Source organism: Streptomyces sp. Pv4-95 (assembly GCF_045782725.1).
Taxonomy (GTDB): Bacteria; Actinomycetota; Actinomycetes; order Streptomycetales; family Streptomycetaceae; genus Streptomyces.
The window spans coordinates 1418707-1441468 of sequence record NZ_CP127172.1; the positions used below are offsets into that span (position 1 = coordinate 1418707).

17 protein-coding genes and 1 pseudogene are annotated in these 22762 nt (G+C 73.4%); 11 read left to right on the forward strand and 7 right to left on the reverse strand.

What is annotated here, in order from left to right:
* Positions 1 to 46: 46 nt before the first annotated feature.
* Positions 47 to 1555, reverse strand: a pseudogene (locus QOM21_RS06490) (glycoside hydrolase family 30 protein); the annotation flags it as partial.
* A gap of 462 nt (positions 1556 to 2017) precedes the next feature.
* Between QOM21_RS06490 and QOM21_RS06495 the strand changes: the two are divergent.
* Positions 2018 to 4159 (forward strand): SpoIIE family protein phosphatase, encoded by a 2142-nt coding sequence (locus QOM21_RS06495; protein WP_407548781.1) that lies wholly within the window; start codon positions 2018 to 2020, stop codon positions 4157 to 4159.
* A 316-nt stretch (positions 4160 to 4475) separates the two neighbouring features.
* Here QOM21_RS06495 and QOM21_RS06500 read toward each other — a convergent pair whose 3' ends face one another.
* On the reverse strand, positions 4476 to 5873 hold the full coding sequence (locus QOM21_RS06500) for an NADP-dependent succinic semialdehyde dehydrogenase (protein ID WP_407548782.1): 1398 nt from the start codon (positions 5871 to 5873) through the stop codon (positions 4476 to 4478).
* Between the two features lie 498 nt (positions 5874 to 6371).
* On the opposite strand from QOM21_RS06500, the gene QOM21_RS06505 reads away from it, so the two are divergent.
* Positions 6372 to 7142 (forward strand): L,D-transpeptidase, encoded by a 771-nt coding sequence (locus QOM21_RS06505; protein WP_407548783.1) that lies wholly within the window; start codon positions 6372 to 6374, stop codon positions 7140 to 7142.
* 51 nt (positions 7143 to 7193) lie between these two features.
* Here QOM21_RS06505 and QOM21_RS06510 read toward each other — a convergent pair whose 3' ends face one another.
* The 4 genes from QOM21_RS06510 to QOM21_RS06525 all read right to left on the reverse strand — a co-directional run bounded on the left by QOM21_RS06510 (position 7194) and on the right by QOM21_RS06525 (position 13242).
* Complete coding sequence (locus QOM21_RS06510) at positions 7194 to 8477, reverse strand: MFS transporter (RefSeq protein ID WP_407548784.1); 1284 nt, start codon at positions 8475 to 8477, stop codon at positions 7194 to 7196.
* Positions 8478 to 8562: 85 nt separating this feature from the next.
* Positions 8563 to 9699, reverse strand: a complete 1137-nt coding sequence (locus tag QOM21_RS06515) for an amidohydrolase family protein (protein WP_407548785.1) — start codon at positions 9697 to 9699, stop codon at positions 8563 to 8565.
* A complete protein-coding gene (locus QOM21_RS06520; protein WP_407548786.1) occupies positions 9699 to 11099 on the reverse strand; it encodes a glutamine synthetase family protein in 1401 nt (466 codons plus the stop codon). Before QOM21_RS06520 ends, QOM21_RS06515 begins: the two co-directional genes overlap by 1 nt.
* 79 nt (positions 11100 to 11178) lie before the next feature.
* Positions 11179 to 13242: a SpoIIE family protein phosphatase gene (locus tag QOM21_RS06525; RefSeq protein ID WP_407548787.1), complete on the reverse strand. Its 2064-nt coding sequence runs from the start codon at positions 13240 to 13242 to the stop codon at positions 11179 to 11181.
* Positions 13243 to 13436: 194 nt separating this feature from the next.
* Between QOM21_RS06525 and QOM21_RS06530 the strand changes: the two genes are divergently transcribed.
* The 9 genes from QOM21_RS06530 (at position 13437) to QOM21_RS06570 (ending at position 21554) form a co-directional block, all read left to right on the forward strand.
* A complete protein-coding gene (locus tag QOM21_RS06530) occupies positions 13437 to 14297 on the forward strand; it encodes a TetR family transcriptional regulator C-terminal domain-containing protein (protein WP_407548788.1) in 861 nt (286 codons plus the stop codon).
* Positions 14298 to 14439: 142 nt separating this feature from the next.
* Complete coding sequence (locus QOM21_RS06535) at positions 14440 to 15327, forward strand: 3-keto-5-aminohexanoate cleavage protein (protein ID WP_407548789.1); 888 nt, start codon at positions 14440 to 14442, stop codon at positions 15325 to 15327.
* 47 nt (positions 15328 to 15374) lie between these two features.
* Positions 15375 to 16358: a 3-hydroxyacyl-CoA dehydrogenase NAD-binding domain-containing protein gene (locus tag QOM21_RS06540; protein ID WP_407548790.1), complete on the forward strand. Its 984-nt coding sequence runs from the start codon at positions 15375 to 15377 to the stop codon at positions 16356 to 16358.
* The gene (locus QOM21_RS06545; RefSeq protein ID WP_407548791.1) at positions 16355 to 16813 is read left to right on the forward strand and encodes a thioesterase family protein; all 459 of its coding nucleotides are present in this window, start codon (positions 16355 to 16357) and stop codon (positions 16811 to 16813) included. Before QOM21_RS06540 ends, QOM21_RS06545 begins: the two co-directional genes overlap by 4 nt.
* Positions 16814 to 16917: 104 nt before the next feature.
* Positions 16918 to 17250, forward strand: a complete 333-nt coding sequence (locus tag QOM21_RS06550) for a DUF427 domain-containing protein (protein WP_407548792.1) — start codon at positions 16918 to 16920, stop codon at positions 17248 to 17250.
* A gap of 136 nt (positions 17251 to 17386) precedes the next feature.
* Positions 17387 to 18331 carry a metallophosphoesterase family protein gene (locus tag QOM21_RS06555; RefSeq protein ID WP_407548793.1) on the forward strand — a complete coding sequence of 315 codons (945 nt, stop codon included), beginning with the start codon at positions 17387 to 17389 and terminating at the stop codon, positions 18329 to 18331.
* Between the two features lie 32 nt (positions 18332 to 18363).
* A complete protein-coding gene (locus tag QOM21_RS06560) occupies positions 18364 to 19617 on the forward strand; it encodes an MFS transporter (RefSeq protein WP_407548794.1) in 1254 nt (417 codons plus the stop codon).
* Entirely contained in the window at positions 19614 to 20714 is a 1101-nt protein-coding gene (locus QOM21_RS06565) for a hypothetical protein (RefSeq protein WP_407548795.1), read from the forward strand. Before QOM21_RS06560 ends, QOM21_RS06565 begins: the two co-directional genes overlap by 4 nt.
* 63 nt (positions 20715 to 20777) lie before the next feature.
* Positions 20778 to 21554, forward strand: a complete 777-nt coding sequence (locus tag QOM21_RS06570; RefSeq protein WP_407548796.1) for a DUF309 domain-containing protein — start codon at positions 20778 to 20780, stop codon at positions 21552 to 21554.
* A 31-nt stretch (positions 21555 to 21585) separates the two neighbouring features.
* On the opposite strand, the gene QOM21_RS06575 is transcribed toward QOM21_RS06570, so the two are convergent.
* The gene (locus QOM21_RS06575) at positions 21586 to 22758 is read right to left on the reverse strand and encodes a D-alanyl-D-alanine carboxypeptidase family protein (RefSeq protein ID WP_407548797.1); all 1173 of its coding nucleotides are present in this window, start codon (positions 22756 to 22758) and stop codon (positions 21586 to 21588) included.
* Between the last annotated feature and the right edge of the window lie 4 nt (positions 22759 to 22762).

Here is a 22762-nt window from a genome sequence, read left to right on the forward strand (position 1 = left end):
ACTCCCGCTCTCGCTGGTAGGCGGCGGTGACGGGCCCGCGGTCCGCGGTCAGGGCGCCGCGGGAGGAGCTGCCGGAGGGGTTGCCGCTCCAGGTGAAGGTCGCCGACGCGCCGGCCGGCAGGTCGTAGGTGAGGTGCTCGCCGCCCCAGTTGATGTCGGCCTTCCGGGTCCCGGTGGTGTCGTTGTAGGCGATCAGCGCCTTGGAGCCGTCGGGGTTCTTCCAGGCCACGTTGGGGACCGTGGCGGAGGCGGTGGAGGCGATCCGCCGGGCGCCGGGCCGCACGAACTTGGTGAGGTGCCCCATCGTGTAGTACTCGACGGTGTAGTCGACGGTCCCGTGCTGGCCGTCGCCGTTGTGCACCGTGACCAGCCCGGTGCAGGTGCCGCATCCGCCGTAGTGCGGACCGCCGTTCTGGTCCACCGCGAGGGACCACTTGACCCAGCTGCTGCCCCAGTTGCGGGTGTAGTCGATCAGGTTGTGCATGTCCTCCTTCTGCTGGTTGGCGATCCACCGGCCGCCGGAGTGCTCGGTGTCGTAGGCGACCAGGCCGGGGTAGCGGTCGTGCACCCGGGTCTGCTCGGTGACGTCGCCGCCGTAGCCGTGCCAGGCCATTCCGCCGAAGTTGGGGTGGCTGCGCACCGCCGCGTCGTCGACGGTGGGCGCGGCGAAGTCGGCGTACTTGTCCCAGTTCCAGTCCAGCGCCAGGACCTTGGTGGGCAGTCCGGCGTCCTTCAGGGCGGGCAGCAGGTTGTTCTTGGTGAAGTAGGCGAGGCCGGAGCCGTTCCACTGCATGGACGGGTAGCCGGAGCAGCAGGTCGGCTCGTTCTGGACGGACACGTAGTCGACGGGCACGCCCTTGTCGCGGTACGCCTGGAGATACTTCACGAAGTACCGGGCGTAGGCCCCGTAGTACTGCGCCTCCAGCCAGCCCTGGTCGAGCTTGTCGTTGTCCTTCATCCAGGCGGGCGCGGTCCACGGCGAGGCCATCACCTTGACGGCCGGGTTGAGCGCACGCGCCTGGGCGGTCAGCGGCAGCACGTCGGCGAGGTCGTGCTCGATGGAGAAGGCGTCCAGTGCGGGGTCGGTCCGCCCGGCGGGCATGTCGTCGTAGGTGTAGCCGAAACGGGCGAGGTCGGAGGCGCCCATGGGGTTGCGGACGAAGCCGAGGCCGATGCCTTCGACAGGGTCGAAGAGCTTCTTCATGGTCGCGTTGCGGGTGGCCTCGCTGATCGCCCCGCTGCTCTTCAGCAGCCAGCCGGCGGTGTCGGTGAAGGACGCGCCACCGCCTTCGAACGTCTGGTAGGCCGTCGACTCGTCGACGGTGATGTCTCCTCCGCCGCCGGGGACGAAGGCCACCGGGTCCTGCTTCTCCAGTCCCTTGGCGACCTGCCGGCCACCGGGGTCGGATGTGGTGGTGAGGTGGACCTGGACCTGCGTCCGCGCGGCGGCCTCGGGGGCGGCCTGCGCTCCGGCGGCCACGCACACCGGTACGAGGGCGGCTGCGGCCGCCCCGACCGCGCCGGTCACGGCCCGGCGGAATCTGCGGGATCTCATGGGGGGTGCCTTCCTGTGGCAGGGCAGGCAGGCGCGTAGGCCGGTCCGCCCGGCGGGCCGGTGCGGTCACGGCCCTGCTGCTGCTTCCGGCCGGTGTGGTCACGGCCGACGGCTCGGGCACATGGTTCGGGAGTTGAACGTGCCACGTCAAGAGTCGCGGAGAAAACCGGGGTTGACCGGTCGCGCGGCGCACGGCGCGTTCACTGCGTGAAGATGGGCTCGCGGACGGCCCGGCCGGTCTGCCGCGCCCGGCGCCGCGCGCGGACCCGGCAGCGCGTCCGCAGGGCCTCACCCGACTTCCGTAACGCCGCACGGCACCCGGAGCACCGGAAATGCGGGCGGTCGGACCCCCGCCTAGGGTGAGCGCATGGCCGCGTTCCGGTGGAGATCGGCCCCGGTCAACGGCCCGCGACCGAGGGCGTGGGGCGTGCGTGCCCCGGCAGGGGTGGAGGCGCCACCGCCATGACGAGCCGGAAAGGACCGCGACGCGGGAGCTACGACCCCCGGGCCGACCGGTCCCCGCGGCGTGTCGAGGAAGACGTGCCCGGAGTGTCGCACCACGAGCCCGTCGACCTGCGCGGCCGGCTCGCGCTCAACCGCATGGGCACCTTCGACTGGGACCTCGACAGCGGCTTCATGAACCTGGACGACGGCGCGCTCGACGTGTTCGACCTGGGGGCCGACGAATTCGACGGGGACCCGATGTCGCTGGCCACCCGGGTGCCGCCGGACGACGGCCTGCGGCTGGACACGGCGCTGTCCGAAGCCCTCCAGCACGGCAACTCCTCCTACGGCGCGTACTTCCGCATCCGGTGCCGTGACGGGACCCCGCGCTGGACGCACTCCCAGGGCCGGATCCTGCACGACGCGGAAGGACTCCCCTACCGGGTCATCGGCATCGTCCGGGAGGCGTCGGGCGAGCTGGCCGACTCGGCGCTGCTGCGCTCCCTCCAGCGGGAACGGCAGCGGCAGACGGTCATGGTGCAGCAGACCACCACCGCGTTGTCCCGTGCCCTGTCCGTCGCGGATGTGACCCGGGTGCTCACCGGCACCGGCGCGGCCCTTCGCTTCGGTGCGGACGCACTCGTCCTCGGGCTGGTCGACGGCGACACCTTCGAGGTGATCGCCGCCACCGGGCTGCGGGGCGAGGTCCCTCAGGACCTGATGAACGCGCCGCTGGACGACACCCTGCCGCTGTCGGACACGGTGCGCTCGCGGCGGCCCAGTTTCCTGGGCACCCGCGGCGAGCTGATCGCCCGCTATCCCCGGCTGCGCCCCTACACCGAGATGCTGCCGACGGGCAGCGCGGCCTTCCTGCCGCTGATCGCGCAGGACACCGTCATCGGGGCGCTGGCCCTGCTCAACGCCGAGCCGTCGGTGCAGTCGACCGATTCGCGGAACCTGGCCCTGGCGCTGGCCGGCGTCGTCGCCCAGTCGCTGCAGCGGGCCACCCTCTTCGACCAGGAGCGGGAGTTCGCGACGGGGCTCCAGGCGACGATGCTGCCGCGCCGGGTCCCGCCCATCCCGGGCGGCGAGGTGGCCGTGCGCTACCACCCGGCGAGCGTCGGACGGGACATCGGCGGCGACTGGTACGACGTGGTCCCGCTGCCCCAAGGGCGCACCGGCCTGGTGGTGGGGGACGTGCAGGGCCACGACACCCACGCGGCCGCGGTGATGGGCCAGTTGCGCATCGCCCTGCGCGCCTACGCCAGCGAGGGCCACTCGCCGGAGACGGTGCTGGTGCGTGCCTCCCGCTTTCTGTCCGAGCTGGAGACCGAACGGTTCGCGACGTGTACGTACGTCCAGGCCGACCTGGAGTCCGGGGCGCTGCGGGTGGCGCGCGCCGGCCATCTCGGACCGCTGATCAGCGACAGCTCCCGGCACATCGACTGGCCCGAGATCCGCGGCGGGCTCCCCCTGGGCCTCGCCACGGCCTTCGGGCACGACCACTTTCCGGAGACCCGGCTGTTCCTGGAGCCCGGGTCCACCCTGCTGCTGTGCACCGACGGTCTCGTCGAGCAGCCGGGCCGGGACATCGCCATGGGCATCGAGGAGCTGTCCGCCGCGGTCCGCGCCGGGCCGGGGGACCTGGAGTCGCTCGCCGACCGGCTCGCGGACCAGCTGTGGGCCAGCCCCGGCTCGGAGGACGACATGGCGCTCCTGCTGCTGCACCGGCTGCCCGGCACGGCCGCCGCCCTCACGCCGCGGTTGCGGCTGCACGTCCATCAGGCCGACCCGTCGGGGGCCGCGGAGGTCCGCTCGGCGCTGCGCCGGACCCTGGACCAGTGGCGTGCCGGGAGCGTCTCGCACGATGTCGAGGTCGCCGCCTCCGAGCTGATCGCCAACGCCCTGACCCACACCGAGAGCGGCGCCCTGATCGCCATGGAGCTGCTGCCCGGCACACCGCAGCGGATCCGGCTGGAGGTCGAGGACCGCTCCAGCCAGTGGCCGCGGCGCCGCAGCCCCGGCGAGACCGCGACCTCCGGCCGCGGGCTGATGCTCGTCGAGGCCCTCGCACACCGCTGGGGCGCGGAGCCGCGGGGCTCCGGCAAGGCGCTGTGGTGCGAGTTCGTCCTGCCGGACACCACCGGCTCGGCCTACTGAAGATCCGCGCCGCAGTGCTGCGGTGACGTCCCGTGGGGCGCTGCGGCGGCCGTCCCCCGGCCCCTGCGGCGCCCCCGCGGCGCGGTCCGGACGCAACATGGCCGAGCCGACCAACCTGGCCGTTGGCCGACTCGCCCTGATCGGAACGTACACCCTCACACCGCTGAGGAAAACTGCTCCGGCGCACGCGCCTCCCGAGGCTCCGTACACGCCGTTTCGCCCTCGCCCCGCCACCCCTCTCCGGGAGCGGCAACCGGGCCGGACGGAGCGGTTCCGGGCGACCGCGCGCGGACCGCCCGGAACACCCTGGCGGGGCTCAGTCCTCGGGCCCGTACCAGACCGTCGTCATGTTGCAGAACTCCCGCATGCCGTGCCCCGAGAGCTCCCGTCCGTAGCCGGAACGCTTGGCTCCGCCGAACGGCAGGCCCGGGTGCGAGGCGGTCATACCGTTGAAGAAGACGCCGCCCGCCTGCAAGTCCCGTGCCAGCCGGGCCTGTTCGTCCGCGTCCCGGGTCCAGGCGTTGGAACCGAGGCCGAAGGGCGTGTCGTTGGCCAGCGCGATCGCCTCGTCCAGGTCCTCGACGCGGTAGAGCGTGGCGACCGGCCCGAATGCCTCCTCCCGGTGGATCCGCATGGCGGGGGTGATGCCCGACAGCACGGTGGGCTCGTAGTACCAGCCCACCCGGTGCTCCGGCGGGCGCCGGCCGCCGCACAGTGCGGTCGCCCCCTGGTGCAGCGCGTCGTCGACCAGCTCCTCCAGGTCCGAGCGGCCCTGCTCGCTGGAGAGCGGACCGACGTCCGTGGACTCCTCCATCGGGTCGCCGACCGTCAGCGCGGCCATCCGCTCGGTGAACCGCGCCGCGAACGTGTCGTGGACGTCGGTGTGCACCAGGAACCGCTTGGCCGCGATGCAGGACTGCCCGTTGTTCTGCACCCGGGCGGTGACCGCCGTACGGACGGCCTTGTCGAGGTCGGCGGACGGCATGACGAGGTAGGGGTCGCTGCCGCCGAGTTCGAGGACCGTCTTCTTGATCTCGTCACCGGCGATGGCGGCGACCGAGCGGCCGGCGGGCTCGCTGCCGGTCAGCGTCGCGGCGGCGACCCGCGGGTCCCGCAGGACGTCCTCGACGGCGCCGGACCCGATCAGCAGGGTCTGGAAGCAGCCCTCCGCGAAGCCCGCCCCGCGGAACAGCTCCTCCAGATAGAGGGCGGTCTGCGGGACGTTCGACGCGTGCTTGAGCAGGCCGGTGTTGCCCGCCATCAGGGCGGGCGCGGCGAACCGGACGACCTGCCAGAGCGGGAAGTTCCACGGCATGACCGCCAGGACCGTGCCCAGCGGGCGGTAGCGCACGACGGCACGCATCGCGCCGGAGTCGTGGACGTCGGCCGGGTCGGGGTGCTCGTCGGCGAGAAGTTCCTCGGCGTGCGTCGCGTACCAGCGCATCGTCTTGGCGCACTTGGCGGCCTCGGCGCGCGCCTGGGCCAGCGGCTTGCCCATCTCGGTGGTCATCGTGCGGGCGACGGAGTCCTGGTCGGCGTCGAGCAGATCGGCCGCCTTGAGCATGCGCCCGGCCCGGTGGGCGAACGACGTCAGGCGGTGCTCCTGGAAGGCCCGCTCGGCCCTGACCAGGCAGTCCTCGATCTCGCCCGCGTTGAGCGCGTCGAAGGTCTTCAGCGTCTCGCCGGTGGCCGGGTTGACCGTGGCGATGGCCATGATCAGCACCTCCTTGGGGGTACGGGGTGGTGATGCGCGTAAGGGGTGGTGGTGGTCCGCGGCGTCCTAGGAAAGCGGCGAGGGCGCCGGGGACGGTTCCGGGACCGGGTCGGGATCGGGGCCGGGCGGCCGTGGCACCGGGGACGGCGGTACGGGGTCCGGCGGCCCGGGTGGTCCCGGCGGGGCCGGGGGTACGGGGGGCGGCTCCGGCACCGGACCGGGGCCGGGTTCCGGGGGCGGCACAGGGCCGGGGCCCGGCTCGGGTGGCGGCACGGGATCAGGATCGCGGTCCGTGGTGCGGACCCGCCGCGTCTTCGCTTGCCGCTGCACTTCTGGCCTCCAGCATCGGACGGCTAAGGGCACATGAATGCCCGTACCCGAGTCTCGCCCGTCCATGGCCCCGCCGCAGCGCGGATTGCCGGGGGACGGCGCCGAGCCCCCGGTGAATGACCTGTTCGGACGACGCCGGGCGGCCCCGGCCCGCTCTACATTGCGCAGATGTCCCTGACGCGTACGACCACAGCCGCGGCCGGCGGCGGGCCCGGGAGGTTCGCCGGCGGTCCCGGGATCCGGGCCGCCGTCCTGGCGTCGGCGCTCTGCGCGGCCCTGCTCGCGCCCGCCGCGCCGGCCCCGGCAGCGCCCGTCCCGCTCCCCCTGCGCATGGCCGACACCGGGGGCGGCGATCAGCTCATCACCGCCGTCGCGTCCGGTACGCGCGCCACGACCGGGACGGTGGCCTGGTGGCAGCGGCGCAACGGCGGCTGGCGAAAGGCCGGTTCCGCACCGGCCCGCTTCGGCTCCGGGGGCCTCGCCGAGGGCCGCACCCGGGTACAGGGCACCTCCACCACGCCGACCGGGCTGTACGACCTGCCGTTCGCGTTCGGGACGGCCCCCGCGCCGGCCGGCACCAGGACCCCGTACCGCCGGGTCGGCGCGGGCTCCTGGTGGTGCCAGGACAACGCGTCCTCGTCCTACAACCGCTGGGTTGACCCCCGGCCACGGGACTGCGCGGCCGCCGAGTCCGAGCGGCTCGCGGCATATCCGGTCCAGTACAGCCGGGCCCTGGTGATCGGGTTCAACTACCGCCTTCCGGTACGCGGCCGCGGCGCCGCCATCTTCCTGCACGTCAACGGCAAGGGGCCGACGGCCGGTTGTGTGTCCGTACCGGCCGGGGCGATGGCGCGGATCCTGGCCTGGGTGCGGCCGGCCCGGAACCCGCACATCGCCATCGGCACGGCATACGGGGCCACGACGATCACCCGTTACTGATCGGGCCCGGACGCCGGCGACGGGCCGCGGGCCCCGATGGCCCGCCGGAGGTCACGGCTGCGGATCGCGGGCGTCGTAGCGGGCGAAAGCGCGGCGGCCGAGGCCGAGGCCGGTCACCACCAGGACGCAGGCGAGGCCGCCGCCGATCACCGCGACGGCCGGAGAGGTCAGGTCGGCAGCGGAGCCGGCGAGGAAGTCGCCCAGGCGCGGCCCGCCAGCGACCACCACGATGAAGACGCCCTGCAGCCGCCCCCGCATCGCGTCGGGAGTGGCGGCCTGCAGCATGGTGCTGCGGAAGACCATCGAGATGGTGTCCGCGCAGCCCGCGACGGCCAGGAAGAACAGCCCGAGCCACAGGTTCCGGGAGAGCCCGAAGCAGGCGATGGCGGCGCCCCAGGAGGCCACGGCGAGCAGGATGGCCAGCCCGTGCCGCCGGATCCCGCCGAGCCAGCCGGAGAACAGCCCGCCCAGGACCGCGCCCACCGCGGGCGCGGCGACCAGCAGGCCGACGGTCTTGGCGTCCCCGCCGAACCACAGCACCGCGATCGCCGGGAACAGCGCCCGGGGCTGTGCGAGCACCATGGCCGCGAGGTCGGAGAAGAACGTCATGCGCAGGTTGGGCCGGGTGGCCAGGAAGCGCAGCCCGTCCAGGACGGAGGCCCGGCGGCTGCCCGCGGTGCCCTCCTCGCCCCGATCGGGGCGCATGGAGGGCAGCCGCCACATCGCGTAGAGCGAGCCGCTGAAGGCGACGACGTCGATCAGATACGCGGCCTGGTAGCCCCACAGGCCCACGATGACGCCGCCCAGCATCGGCCCGCCCATCAACCCGAGGTTGCTGGTCAGCGAGTTGAGAGCGTTGGCGGCCGGCAGCTGCTCGGTGGGCAGCAGCCGGGGGATCATCGACGAACGGGCCGGCGAGTTCATCGCGAAGCAGACGGCCTGGAGCGCGACGACACCGTAGAGCAGCCAGACGCGGTGATAGCCGGCCAGTGCCGCGGTGGCGAGCACGACCGACATCACGGTCGCGCCCCCGGCACTGAACAGGCCCAGTTTGCGGCGGTCGACGGTGTCGGCGATGGCGCCGCCGTAGAGCCCGAAGACGACCAGTGGCACCAGGGAGCACAGGCCCACCAGGCCGACCGAGAAGGTGGAGCCGGTGATGGCATAGACCTGGAGCGAGACCGCAAGCGCGGTCATCTGCTGGCCCATCCAGGAGATGGTGTTGCCGCACCACAGCCTGCGGTAGTCGGCGGAGCTGCGCAGCGGCGTGAGGTCGGCGAATATCCGGGAGCGCAGCGGTATGTCGCCGGATTTCGAAGTAGTTGCAGGAGGCACGCGGAAGTAAAGCACGAGGCCCGGAATCCGGGTACGGCAGGGCGGTGCGGGCCCGGCGCGGGCACCGGGCAGCTCTCGGCAGCTCTCAGCCTCCGGGGAGGCCGTACACCCGCCGCGCGTTGTCCGCCGCGAGCATCGCGCCGACCCGCCGGGCGTCCGCCGCCGACCAGTCCCCGGAGGCGGTCCAGTCGCCGAGCACCGAGGCGAGGGCCGTACGGAACAGGGCGCTGCCGACGGTGTACAGCTCCGGCAGGCCGTAGGCGTCGGTGGAGAAGAGCAGTTTGCCGAAGGGGGCGAGTTCCAGGAATTCCGCGAGGACGGCGGTGGCGCGGGTCCCGGTGTGCGTCAGGGTCAGGCCGAAGTCGGCGTAGACGTGCGGGAAGACGCTCGCCAGGTAGGCGGCCTGCCGGTGGTAGGGGTAGCAGTGCAGGAGCACCAGGTCGGTGCCGGTGTCGGCGGTGGCCCGGACGAAGTCGGTGAACAGGGCCGGGTCGGCGTCGTGCAGGCGCAGGTCGGGGTCGCCGAAGCCGGTGTGCAGCTGGAGGGGGCGGCCGGTGGCGACGGCCAGTTGGACGAGGTGGCGCAGCAGTACCGGGTCGGTGACGCGGGTCGCCGCGCCGGCCCTCCAGCGGCGGGCGGCGCCGTGCAGTGCGGCGGGGGCGGGCGGCCGGGGGTCGAGGGCGAGTCCGTGCCGGTACGCGGCGACCGATTTGAAGGCCACGGCGGTGCGCGCCGCATCCCGTACGGCGCTCTCCAGGGCGTGCAGGAACTCCTCGGCGTCATGGGTGGCGGCCGCGACACGCTCGGCCAGCGTCTCCAGCCGGACGATCTCGTGTCCGGTGCCGCCGCCGGCCGCCGCGGTCTCGTCCGGCCCCGTGAGGTCGCCGGGCAGCCCGGTGTCGAGGAGGTAGGCGCCGATGCCGGTGGCGCCCAGCAGCCGGCGGCGGGTCTCGTCCGGGCCGAGTTCGGCGCGTCGCGCCAGATAGCGGTCGGGCGGGCAGTGGGCCGGTAGGTCCAGCAGCGGCGGGCACCAGCGGCGTACCGCGAAGCCGGTCTGGGTGTCGAAGAAGGTGGTGCCGGCCGCGGCGGGCCGGTCCGATTCGGTGAGGAGCGCGGCGAACGTCCCGGGGTCGGGCTCGCGCCGGAGCACGCCGTGGCAGTGGTGGTCCACCAGCGGCGGCAGGCTCACGCCGTCGCCGGGCCCCGGGGCGTCCGCGGCCATCACCAGCGCCAGCGGGTGGCGGCGGCGATCTCCTCGGCGTCGCTCTCGGCGAACCGCGCCTCCTCGGCCCGCCGGACGGCGAGCACCGCGCCGTGCAGGACGTCGCCGAGCGCTTCGGACAGCGGCGCCGACTTCTCCAGCCGGTCGGTGGCCTCGCCGAGGGTGGACGGCAGCCGGACGATGCCGCGCCGGGCGCGCTCGCGGACGCCGAGGACGCCCGGGTCGCCGACCGTCGGCGCGGGGAGCGAGGCCCCGGTCTCCATGCCGTGCAGTCCCGCGGCGATGACCGTGCCGACGGCGAGGTAGGGGTTGGCGGCGGCGTCGAAGGTCTTGACCTCGGCGTGGCCGCCGTCGAGGTCGTCGGGGGCACCGGTGATCAGGCGCAGCGCCGCCTCGCGGTTCTCCACTCCCCAGCACTGGTAGACGCCCGCCCAGTGGGAGGGCTGCAGCCGGAGGTAGCTGGCGGGGGACGGGCAGCCGATGGCGAGGAGGGCGGGCAGCGCGCCCAGGATGCCGGCCAGGAATGCCTGCGCGTCGGGTGCCAGGCCCCATTCGGCGTCCGCGGCGCGGTGCAGGCTCTCGCCGTCGCGGTGCAGGCTGAGGTGGAGGTGGCAGCCGTTGCCGACCTCTCCGGCGACGACCGAGGGCGCGAACGAGGCGCGCAGGCCGTGCCGTTGGGAGACCGCGCGGATGGTCTCGCGCACCAGCACCACGTCGTCGGCGGCGCGGACCGGGTCGCCGGGCGCGGTGGTCACCTCGAACTGCCCCGGGGCGTACTCGGGATGGAGCTGGAGCACCTCGACGCCCTGGACGGTCAGCGCCTCGGAGACATCGCGGAGGTAGTCGGAGAGTTCGACGACGCGGGTCATGCCGTACGCGGGCCCGGCGCAGGGGTAGTCGAGTGCCTCGTAGGTGTCGGCCGCTGCCGGGGGCGGGCCGGCCGGGGCGCGGGTGACCACCCACTCGGTCTCGAAGCCCGTGCGCAGGTCGAGGCCGGCCGCGGTGGCCCGCTCGGCCATCCGGCGGGCGAACTGGCGCTGGCAGGCGGGGTGCGGCAGGCCCAGCTGGTCGTAGCGGTCCGCCGGGGCCCAGGCCCAGCCGGGCTGGGCTGCGAGGGTGGTGACCCGGTCGAGGTCGGGGAAGAGCCGCAGGTCGCCGTCCGGCCCGCCGAGATGCTCGGAGGGGGAGATCTGGTCCTCGGAGGTGAAGACGTCGAAGACGGGCGACATCCCGACGCCGCGCTCCGCGGCCTGCACCAGGCGCTGCGCCGGAATGGCCTTGACGCGCGCGATGCCCGCATTGTCCACCCAGGTCAGGGCCAGGTTCCGGACACCTTCCGCGTCCAGTCGCGCCGCCAACTGGCGGGCGTCCCCGCGCTGTTCCGCAGGCCGCGATGCCATATGCCGTCCTCACTCCGCCGTGCCGATCCCTCGGCGCCCGATCCCCCCGTCACCGGCGGCGGGCACAGGCCCGTCCCGGTCAGGGGCAGTTGAACTCGCACCATACGCACTTTCCGCCTCCGCGCGGTTCCACACCCCAGACATCGGCCAGCCGGTCCACCAGCAGCAGGCCGCGCCCGGACACCCCCGCCTCGCCCGGTTCGCGGCGCCGCGGGAGGCTGCTGGAGTTGTCCTCGACCTCCAGCCGCAGGCGCCGCTGCACGCTGTGCGGCATCCGGATGTTGACCACCGCCTCACCGTCGGTGTGCAGCAGGGCGTTGGTGATCAGCTCGTCGGCCACCAGCTCGATCTCCTCGGAGCGCTCCCGCGCTCCCCACGCCCGGACAGCCGCCCGGATCATGTGCCGGGCGGCGGAGAGCCCTTGGGGGTCGGCGGGCGCGATGTGCTGCCGGAACCGTCCCGCGATGTCGTGCTCCGGGGCGCCGAGGCGCCGGAGCAGCAGCAGCGCCATGTCGTCCTCGCCGCTGCGCTCGGCCGCCGACTCGCAGAGCCGGTCGGCGAGCCGCTGGACGTCCTGGGGGCCCTCGCGGACCTCGCGGGCCAGCTGCCGCAGCCCGTCGTCGAGGTCGGCTCCCGGCTGCTCGACGAGCCCGTCGGTGCACAGCACCAGGGTGTCGCCGGCGGCGAGGTGGATGGTGGTGACGGGGTAGTCCAGGCGCTTGAACTCGGAGGAGATGCCCAGCGGGAGGCCGCCGGCCACCGGCAGCCGGCGGCAGATGCCCTCGGCGTGCCGCAGCAGCGGATCGATGTGCCCGGCGCGGACGAAGCGGGCCGCGCCGGTGCTCAGGTCCGCGTCGACGTAGACGCAGGTGGCGAAGCGGTCGGTGTCGAGTTCGTTCAGGAAGGCCGAGGCGCGGGCCATGACCGTGGCGGGCGCGTGCCCTTCGGCCGCGTAGGCGCGCAGCACGATCCGCAGCTGGCCCATCAGGGCGGCGGCCTGGGTGTCGTGGCCCTGGACGTCCCCCACGACGGCGGCCACCCTGCCGTTGGGCAGCGGGATCACGTCGTACCAGTCGCCGCCGATGTCCCGGCCGAGCCGGGCGGAGCGGTAGCGGACCGCGACCTGGGCGTCGGGGACGCCGGGGATCCGGCGCGGCAGCATGGCCTGTTGCAGGCCCGCGGCGAGGTCGTGTTCCTGGTCGTAGAGCATGGCGCGGGCCAGGCTCTGGGCGATGCTGCTGCCGAGTGCGACCAGCACGTTGCGCTCCTGGTCACGGAATTCGCTCTCCCGCCGGTAGAACAGCCCGATCACGCCGATCGGCCGGCCCTGGGCGATGAGCGGCAGGTAGGCGGCGGAGCCGACGTCCAGCGGTTCGATGGCCGGCCACAGGTGGGGGTAGTCGCGGGCGAACTCCTCGCGGCTGCGGAGGTAGCGCGGGGTGAGGGTGCGCACGACCTCGCTCATCGGGAATTCGTCGCCGACCCGCGTCAGCTCGTGGTCGGGGACGAAGCTGCCGGCCTTTCCCTCGGAGACCAGGCGGATCCGGCCGGCCTCGACCAGGCCGAGGATGACGTTCTCCGCGCCCAGCCGGCTCAGCCCCTGTTCGTCGGCGAGCACGGCGATCACGTCGCGCACCGTTCTGGCGTGTGCCAGGGCGGCGGTGGTGCGCTCGACGACGCTGGTGTGCCGGCGGCGCTCCTCGTCGACCGCGACCCGCTCGGCCGCCTGGGTGTACTCGTCGCTGGCGTCCCGGACGACGCCGATGATCCGGCGGGGCCTGCCGGTCTCGTCCCGGCGGATGCTGCCCTGGGTGTGTGTCCAGCGCAGTCCGCCGTCGCGCAGCCGGATCCGGAAGTAGGCGCCGTAGGAGTGGCTGCCGTCCTTGAGGGCCGCGGCGACCACGGCGTCCAGGCGGGCCGACTCGGTGGGCGGTACCCGGCAGCCGAGGGTCTCCGGGCGGTTGTCGTACTCGGCGAGCGGCATGTCGAAGACCTCGAGGGCGGGCGGGTCCATGTGCATCAGCCCGCTGTCGAGATCCCAGTCGAAGCCGCCCATGCCGTTGAGTGCCAGGGTCAGGTCCGGGTGGGCGGGCCAATCGTCCGGCACCGACACGGTGGGGCGCTTCGGTCCCCGGTCAGCCATGTCGTCACTTTGCCACATTCACCCGGATTACGGCGGATGGAGGCATTTCGCCTTGCGCACCCTCCACAATGCTGACTCCATCATCAGTTCTTGCTCATCACAACACCGCCGAACCCCGAATAACTGGCCTTTGCCGCCTCCGCCCGCGCCGCTGTCGTTGCGATGTTCTCAACACGCTGTTACGGTCCCGGACCATGAAGGAAGACCCCGGAGCCCGGGTGGGCGACGACGCCGGCGAGGTCACGGACCGTGTCCGCGAGGTGATCGACCGGCTCGGCTGCAGCCACCGGGAGTTCGCCCGCCGCATCGTGATGGACCCCTCGAAGCTGTCCAGGTCACTGGGCGGCACCCGGCGCTTCACGTTGGCCGAGATCGTGCGCATCGCCGATATCGGCGGGGTGGAGGTCGGCCGGCTGCTCGGCTCCCCGGAGCGGCCCGCGCCACCGGCGGACCGGGCACCGGCTCCCCTGCCCGAGGGCGGCCGGCCGCTGCAGATCGTGCGGGAGACCGTCCGGCTCATCGCCGAGCACGGCTTCCACGGCGTACGGGTCGCCGACATCGCGGCGGCCTGCGGCACGAGCACCGCCGCCGTCCACTACCACTTCCCCGGCCGTGACGAGCTGCTGGAGGCGGCCGTCCGCTGGTGCATGGACGAGGACACCGACCGCCGGGCCGCGGGCCTGGCCGAGGCGTCCGACGCCCACGAGGAGCTGCTGCACCTGATCGCCCTGCAGACCCCGCGCACCGGGCAGCAGCGCAGGCAGTGGCTGGTCTGGCTGGACCTGTGGGCACAGGCGGCCCGCTCCACGGCCGTCGGGCGGCTGCACGAGCACTACTACCGGCAGTGGCGCACCACCGTCGCCGATGTCCTGCGCCGCGGCGTCGAGCAGGGCGTCTTCCGTCCGGTGGACCCCGAGTTCACCGCGCTGCGGCTGACCGCGCTCATCGACGGCCTGGCCACCCAGGTACTCGCCACCGCTCCCGACAGCACCGGCCCCGACACGATGCACGCCGCGCTCCTGGCCTTCGTGGAGGGCGAGCTCACGGCCGGCTGAGGCACGACGCCCGGCGCCGCGACCCGCTGCGCCTCCTCCGGCTTGCGCCCATGGCCTCCCCTCCCTCCGCTCTCGTCCTCCCCTCCGCTCTCGTCTTTCCCCCCGCTCTCGCCTTTCCCCCCGTCTCACCGAAGGGATCACCATGAACAACGAGGTCATCATCACCTGCGCGCTGACCGGCGCGGGCGACACCGTGGGCCGCTCCCCGCACGTGCCCGTCACCCCGGAGCAGATCGCCGCGTCGGCCGTCGAGGCGGCGTCCGCCGGCGCCGCGGTGGTCCACATCCACGTGCGCGACCCCGAGACCGGCGCCCCCTCGCGCGACCCGCGGCTGTACGCGGAGGTGGTCGAGCGGGTCAAGGAGACCGGCACCGACGTCGTCATCAACCTCACCGCCGGCATGGGCGGCGACCTGGTGATCGACCCGGAGAACCCGCTGCGCAGCCTGCCCGGCACCGACCTGGTCAGCGGCCTGGAGCGGCTGCCGCACGTCGAGGAACTGCTGCCCGACATCTGCACCCTGGACTGCGGCTCGCTCAACTTCGGCGACGGGTCCAACCTCTACGTCTCCACCCCCGACATGCTGCGGGTGGGTGCCAAGCGCATCCAGGAGCTCGGCGTCCGACCGGAGCTGGAGATCTTCGACACCGGTCAGCTGTGGTTCGCCAAGCAGTTGCTCGCCGAGGGCCTGCTGGACGACCCGACGATCTTCCAGCTGTGCATGGGCATCCCGTGGGGCGCGCCGGCCGACCCGGGCGTACTGCAGTCGATGGTGAACATGCTGCCCGAGGGCGCGCAGTGGGCCAGCTTCGCGCTCGGCCGGATGCAGATGCCCTGGGTCGCCCAGTCGATCCTGCTCGGCGGGAACGTGCGCGTCGGCCTGGAGGACAACCTCTACCTCAGCAAGGGCGTCAAGGCCACCAACGGTCAGCTCGTCGAACGCGCCGTCCAGATCACCGAGTTGCTCGGCGCCTCGGTCGCCACCCCCGCACAGGCGCGCGCCCGCCTGGGCATCAAGCCGCGCGGCTGATCCGCCGCAGCCTTCCCCGTCCACCCTCTTCCTGGAGCCGTTCCCCCATGCCCGAGACCACCCCTGCCCCGACCCCTGCCCCCTGTTCGCCCGAGGCCGTACGCCGTGTCGCCTGCATCGGCGCCGGAGTGATAGGCGGCGGCTGGGTCGCCCACTTCCTGGCCCGCGGCTACGACGTCACCGCCTGGGACCCGGCCGCCGACGGCGAGGACAAGCTCCGCCGCCTGGTCGCCGCGGCCTGGCCCGCTCTGGAGCGCATCGGCCTCGCCGAGGGCGCCTCCCAGGACCGCCTCACCGTCGCGCCCACCCTCGCCGCAGCCGTCGCCGAGGCGGACTTCGTCCAGGAAAGCGCCCCGGAGAAGCTGGAGTTGAAGCGCTCCCTGCTGGCCGAACTCGCCGCGGCAACCCGTCCGGGTGTGGTCATCGCCTCCTCCACCTCCGGCTACCCGATGACCGATATGCAGACGGACGCCGAGGACGCGGGCCGGCTGGTGGTCGGCCACCCCTTCAACCCGCCCTACCTCATCCCCCTCGTCGAGGTCGTCGGCGGCGAGCGGACCGACCGCGGGGCCGTCGAGTGGGCCTCCCGTTTCTACGACGTGGCGGGCAAGTCCGTGATCACCATGGACCGCGAGCTGCCCGGCTTCATCGCCAACCGCCTCCAGGAGGCGCTGTGGCGCGAGGCGCTGCACATGGTCGCCAACGGCGAGGCGTCGGTCGAGGACATCGACGCCTCGATAACCGAGGGACCGGGCCTGCGCTGGGCGTTCATGGGCCCGTGCCTGACCTTCGCGCTGGCCGGGGGCGAGGGCGGCATGGCCCATATGCTCGACCACTTCGGCCCGTCGCTGAAGTCCCCGTGGACCCGCCTGGAGGCACCCGAGCTGGACCGCGAGCTGCGCGACGCGATGGTCGACGGCTGCGCGGAGGCCGCGGGTGACCGCAGCTACGCGGATCTGGTCGCCGAACGCGACCGAGGCGTCATCGACGTGCTGCGGGCCACCGGCCGGCTGGGGGAGAACCGCCGATGAGCGCCCCGCTCCCCCTCTTCCGGCAGACCGTCCAGGACGCCTGGATCGACTACAACGGCCACCTCAGCGAGGCGTACTACGTCCTGGTCTTCGGCTTCGCGACGGACGCCCTGATGGACGGCGCGGGCCTCGACGCCGACTACCGCGCACGCACCGGCTGCTCCCTCTACACGGTCGAGGCACACGTCCGCTATCTGCGCGAGGTCGCCCGGGGCAGCGAACTCACCGTCCGCACCACGGTGTTGGGGGTGGACGGGAAGAAGCTCCGCGTCCTGCACGAGATGTTCGTCGGCGAACCGTCCGGGGACCCGGTCGCGACCGAGGAGCTCTTCACCCTGCACGTCGACCAGGGCACCGGGCGCGCGGCCCCGCTGCCGGACGCGACGCGCGAGCATTTCACCGCGCTCACCGCTCCCGCGCCCGAGTGGGCCGGCCGCGGCATTCGCGAGGTGTAGCGGAAGGGTTCCCCGGGTGAGGACGGGCGGTCGGCGGCGCCGACCGCCCGTCCGGTGCGATCCTGGGGAGCGAGCCTTTCACCGACCGGCGAGGAGCGACGATTGTGGCAGCCGACCGAGGACACCGCATCGAGATCACGCAAGGCACCGACCACCTCCGCATCGAGATCGACGGCCGGCTGCTCGCGGAGAGTTCCCGCCCGCTCCTGCTGGCCGAGACCGGCTATCCGGTGCGGTACTACCTGCCGCCGCAGGACGTGAGGACCGAGCTGCTGACGCCGTCCGAGACGCACACGTTCTGCCCCTTCAAGGGCACCGCCTCCTACTGGTCACTCGCCGGTGGCCCGCAGGACATCGCGTGGGCCTACCCTGAGCCGCGTCCCGAGGTGGCGCAGATCAAGGATCACTTCTGCTTCTACGCCGCCCCCGAGGCGTAGGAACCCGGCAGCGCGACAGGACGGGACGTCAGGTTAGGAAAGTTTCCTAACCATGACATCACCCGTTCTTGACGCGTACATGATCGCCCGTCAGGATTCCTCGGGACGGCTCCCCACGCCGACCCAGGAGACGGACATGACGCCCACCCCCCGCGCCAAGAAGGCTCTGCTCACCCCTCGCTTAGCACTACCCGCCGCGGGCGCGACCCTCGCGCTCGTCGGCGGCGTGCTGCTCTGGTCGCCGGCCGGCCGCGCGGACGCCACCCCCGACCGCGCACGCGGCGCCGGTTTCACCGTCGTGGCCGCGGGCGACATCGCCGAGCGGTGCACCGCCGACGACAGCGACTGCGAGCACCCCCGAACGGCCGCGCTGGTGCGGCAGATCAACCCCGCGTTCGTCCTGACCATGGGCGACAACCAGTACGACGACGCCCGCCTCAAGGACTTCACGAAGTACTACGACAAGAGCTGGGGCGCGTTCAAGAGCAAGACGCACCCCGCCCCGGGCAACCACGAGACCTACGACCCGGCCGGTGAACTCGCGGGCTACAAGGCGTACTTCGGCTCCGTCGCCTTCCCCGACGGCAAGAGCTACTACAGCTTCGACCAGGGCAACTGGCACTTCGTCGCACTGGACTCCAACTCCCTGGACACCACGCAGCTCAACTGGCTCAAGGCCGACCTGGCCGCCAACTCCGGGAAGTGCGTGGCCGCCTACTGGCACCACCCCCTGTTCTCCTCGGGCGAGCACGGCAACGACCCCGTCAGCCGCCCGGCCTGGAAGCTCCTGCACGACGCCAAGGCCGAGCTGGTCCTCAACGGCCACGACCACCATTACGAGCGCTTCGCGCCGCAGGACCCGGACGGCAACGCCGACCCTGCAGGGCTGGTCGAGCTCCTCGGCGGCATGGGCGGCGCCAACCCGTACAAGATCGAAGAGGTCCAGCCGCACAGCGAGAAGAGGCTGACCGACACCTTCGGCGTGGTGAAGCTGAACTTCACCGACACCGGCTTCTCCTGGGACCTGGTGGGCGTCGACGGCAGCACGAAGGACAGCAGCCCGTCCTACGAGTGCCACTGAGCGCGGCGGAACGGGACCCACGGGCCTGACCGATGTATCTCGCGACCACCGACGCGGCCGCGACGGCGACACGGGTGACGCGCGGCCGCGTCGGGGGGCCGGTCCTGGCCCTCGGCGCGGTCAGCCTCGTCACCGACATCTCCTCGGAGATGGTCACCGCCGTGCTGCCGCTCTACTTCGTCCTCCAACTCGGCCTCTCGCCACTCCAGTTCGGCTTTCTCGACGGCCTCTACAACGGCGTCACCGCGCTGGTACGGCTGCTCGGCGGGCATGCGGCGGACCGTGGCGGACGGCACAAGCTCGTCGCCGGGTCCGGCTACGCGCTCTCCGCGCTGTCCCGCCTCGGCCTGCTGCTCGCGGGCGGCGGCACCGTCGGCATCGGCGCCTCGCTCGCCGCGGACCGTATCGGCAAGGGCGTGCGCACCGCCCCGCGCGACGCCCTCATCTCGCTCAGCGCACCGCCGGACGCCCTCGGCCGGGCCTTCGGCGTGCACCGCGCCATGGACACCACGGGCGCCCTGCTCGGGCCGCTCGCCGCCTTCGCCCTGCTGTGGCTCACCGCGGACGCCTACGACGCGGTGTTCGTCGTGAGCTTCTGCGTCGGGCTGCTCGGCGTCCTGCTGCTGGTCGCCTTCGTGCCCGGCCGGTCCGCGCTCCCCGCCCACCCGCCGGCACCGCCCGCTCCCGGCCCGCGCGTAGGGCTGCTCGCGCCGCTGCGCGATCCCGCGTTCCGCCGCCTCTTCTCCGCGGCGGCGCTGCTCGGCGCGGCGACCATCGGCGACGCCTTCCTCTATCTGCTGCTGCAACGCCGGCTGGACTTCGCGGTGAGCTGGTTCCCGCTGCTCCCGCTCGGCGCCGCCGCGGTCTATCTGCTGCTCGCGGTGCCCGCCGGGCGGCTCGGTGACCGCATCGGCCGCCGGGTGCCCTTCCTGTGCGGGCACGCGGCTCTGCTGACGGGCTACCTCCTGCTGGCGACGACCGGCGCGGGCCCCGTTCTCTTGGTGGGCGTCCTGGTGTTGCTCGGGGTGTTCTACGCAGCCACCGACGGCGTGCTGATGGCGCTCGCCGGACCGGTGCTGCCCGCCGCGCGGCGCGCGAGCGGCATGGCGCTGCTCCAGACGGGCCAGGCGCTGTGCCGGCTGCTGGCAGCCGCCGGCTTCGGCGCCGCCTGGACGCTCTGGGGCACCCGCCCGGCGCTGATCGCGGCCGTCGTCGCCCTGTCCGCTGCGCTGACCGCTGCCGTCGTCCTCCTCCCCCGAACGGAAAGGCCGTCCGCCCGCCCATGACTCCGCCGACCGAACCGCCCCACCCCGTCCCTGCTGCGGCGACGCGGCCCGACGAGGCACCGGGCCCGCCCCGGATCGCCAGGCTGTCGCTGCGCGCCCGGATCGCCGCCGTGGCCGTCGCCGCCGTGGTCCTGACCACCGTCGCCGTCGGCTACACCGTGCGCGCCGCCCGGCACGCCGAGCCCGCCGACACCGCCTCCGCCTTCGGACTCGACCATGGCGCGCTGTACTTCCGCAGCACCGGCGCCGGCGCGGGCAAGGTGGCGCGGCTGCCCGCACCCGCCGGCGGAGCCCATGCGCCTGCCGACGCTCCCGGGGCGGTCCGCCGGACCACCGGCGGCCCGGTCTGCGAGCGCTTCCACGCGGCGGGCGGCACCGGACTGTGTCTGCAGCGCCGCCCCGGCATCCCGCCGAAGTCGTACGCCGTCGTCCTGGACCGGCGGCTGCGCGAGAAGCGGCGCATCGCCCTCACCGGCATCCCCAACCGGGCCCGGGTCTCGGCCTCCGGCCGGATGCTGTCCTGGACGATGTTCGCCACCGGCGACTCGTACGCCACGACCGCCTTCTCCACCCGCACCTCGATCCTGGACACCCGGACCGGCTACCTCGTCAAGAACATGGAGGAGATCCCGCTGACCCTCGGCGGCAGGCGCTACCACTCGCCGGACGTCAACTACTGGGGTGTCAGCTTCGCCCGCGACGACAACCGCTTCTACGCGACCGTCTCGACGAAGGGGAAGACCTATCTCGTCGAGGGCGATATGCGGGCCTGGTCGGCGCACACCGTCCGCGAGAACGTCGAATGCCCGTCCCTCTCCCCCGACAACACCCGCCTCGCGTTCAAGAAACGGGTCCGCGGCGGCACCTCCGCTCCTTGGCGGCTGTACGTCCTGGACCTGCGCACCCTGCGCGAGCACCCGCTCGCCGAGACCCGCAGCGTCGACGACCAGGCCGCCTGGCTGGACGACCACACCCTTGCCTACGCCCTGCCGGGACGCGAGAACAGGACCTCGGACATCTGGACCGTCCCGGCGGACGGCGCCGGCGCCCCGTCCCTGCGTGTCCCGGACGCCTCCTCGCCGGTTCGCCTCCCGTAGCGGAGCGGGCCCGAATTCGCCCCCCTTACGACACCGGAACCGCCCGCGGCGCACAATCGAGGAGTGAACGACGCGGAGGAAGCCCAGGGCAAGGCCGGTGCGCACGACGCAGCGGCGGAGGACACACAGCGCGCCCGGGTGGCGCCGGGCCGGGAGGAGGGCGGCGACCCGGCCTGCTGGCTGGACCAGGTGTGCGACGCCTGCGGCAAGATCCGCGAGCGGCCCGCCGGCGAGGTGTGCGAGCACTGCGGCGCGGTCGGCACCGACGCAGCGGGCGCCGCCCCGGCCCCCGACAGGGAGGCCGGGCCCGCTCCCGCCCGCAGCGGCGCCGGCCGGGCCGCGGGCCGCAGGGACCGTGACGAGGAGGGACGGGCCCGAAACGCCCGTCCGCGCGACGGACTCGGCCGCCCGCTGCCGTACGGCTCCCCCGGCGTGGCGCGGCAGCCGGAGGGTGTGTCGCGTACGCCCGGGGAGTCGCTGACCGAGGCGCAGCGGCTGCTCGACGAGGGAATGCCGTTCCACGCGCACGAGGTGCTGGAGGATGCCTGGAAGGCGGCACCCGAGGAAGAGCGCGAGCTGTGGCGCGGCCTCGCGCAGCTGGCGGTGGGCCTCACCCATGCGGCGCGCGGCAATGTCTCCGGCGCCGTGGCCCTGCTCGACCGGGGCGCGGCGGCGCTCGGGCCCTACGCCGAGGAACCGCCGTACGGCATCGGAATCCGCGAACTGACCTCCTGGGCAAGCGAGTTGACCGGACGCCTGAGCGGTCCGGTACCGGCGGCCGAGACGGCGCCACGGCTGCGCCCCGCGGGCGCCGGAGCCGGCCCCGGCGCCCGCGGGTGAGGTCCGGCTCCGCGCCCGCGGAGCCGTCCGCCTACGAGGTTCCTCCCGGCGGTGTGGTGCGGCCACGGCCACGAAGCCGCAGCAGGAAGACGGCACCCGCCGCCAGAGCCGCGGAGCCCGCTCCGTAGGCCCACGGCGCGAGGGCCGAGTACCAGGTCGAGTTGCCGCGGGAGCCGAGGTCGGTGGCCCCGGCGTTCACCTGGCCGGCCCCGTGGGAAAAGGCGGCGTGCTGGGCGTGCACGATGTGCAGCGAGTCGACGGGCCGGGCCTTCTTGGCGCTGCTGAATCCCCAGTCGAGCAGCGAACGGGCCTCGGTGTAGACGGCGTTGGGCGCATTGGACTGCGGATTGAGCACGGTCACCACCAGGGTGCGGCCGCCCCTGCGGGCTGCCGCGATCAGCGTGTTGCCGGCGTTGGTGGTGTAGCCGTTCTTGACGCCGATGATGCCGGGGTAGCGGGTCAGGCCGTGGGAGCCGACCAGCAGGCGGTTGGTGTTCTCGATCTCGGTGGTGCCGTTCGGGCCCGGGAACTGGGCACGTGCGGTGGAGCAGTAGGTGGCGAAGTCCTCGTTGGTGAGCCCCGCCCGCGCGAAGATGGTCAGGTCGTGCGCCGAGGACACCTGGCCCGGGGCGTCGTAGCCGTCCGGCGACTTCACGGTGGTGTCCCGGGCGCCCAGCTTGCGGGCGGTCCGCTGCATTTCCCGGGCGGTGGCGTCCCAGCCGCCGTTCATCGCGGCCAGTACGTGCACCGCGTCGTTGCCGGAGCGCAGGAAGACCCCCTGCCAGAGGTCGGCGACCTTGTAGCGCTTGCCCTTGCGGATACCGACCAGGCTGCTGCCCGCGCCGATGCCCTCCAGGTCACCCGCGGTGACCTGACGGACCGAGCCGGCCGCGAACTTCGGCAGCACGGTGACCGCGAACAGCGTCTTGAGGGTGCTGGCAGGGGCCAGCTTGCGGTGGGCGTCCTTGGCCGCCAGCACATCGCCGCTGTCGGCGTCGGCCACGGTCCAGGCCCGGGCGGACAGGCCCTGGGGCAGCTCGGGCGCGTCGGGGGTGCTCTGCACCTCGGCCCGGACCGGGGTGGCCTGACGGGCCGCCCGCCCTTCCGGCTGGGCCGCGGCTGGTATGGAGGTCAGGGAGACAGCGGCGGTGGCGATCAGGGCGAGCGCACCGGCCTTCTTGGACGAGAGAGCGTCAATTGCCATGCCG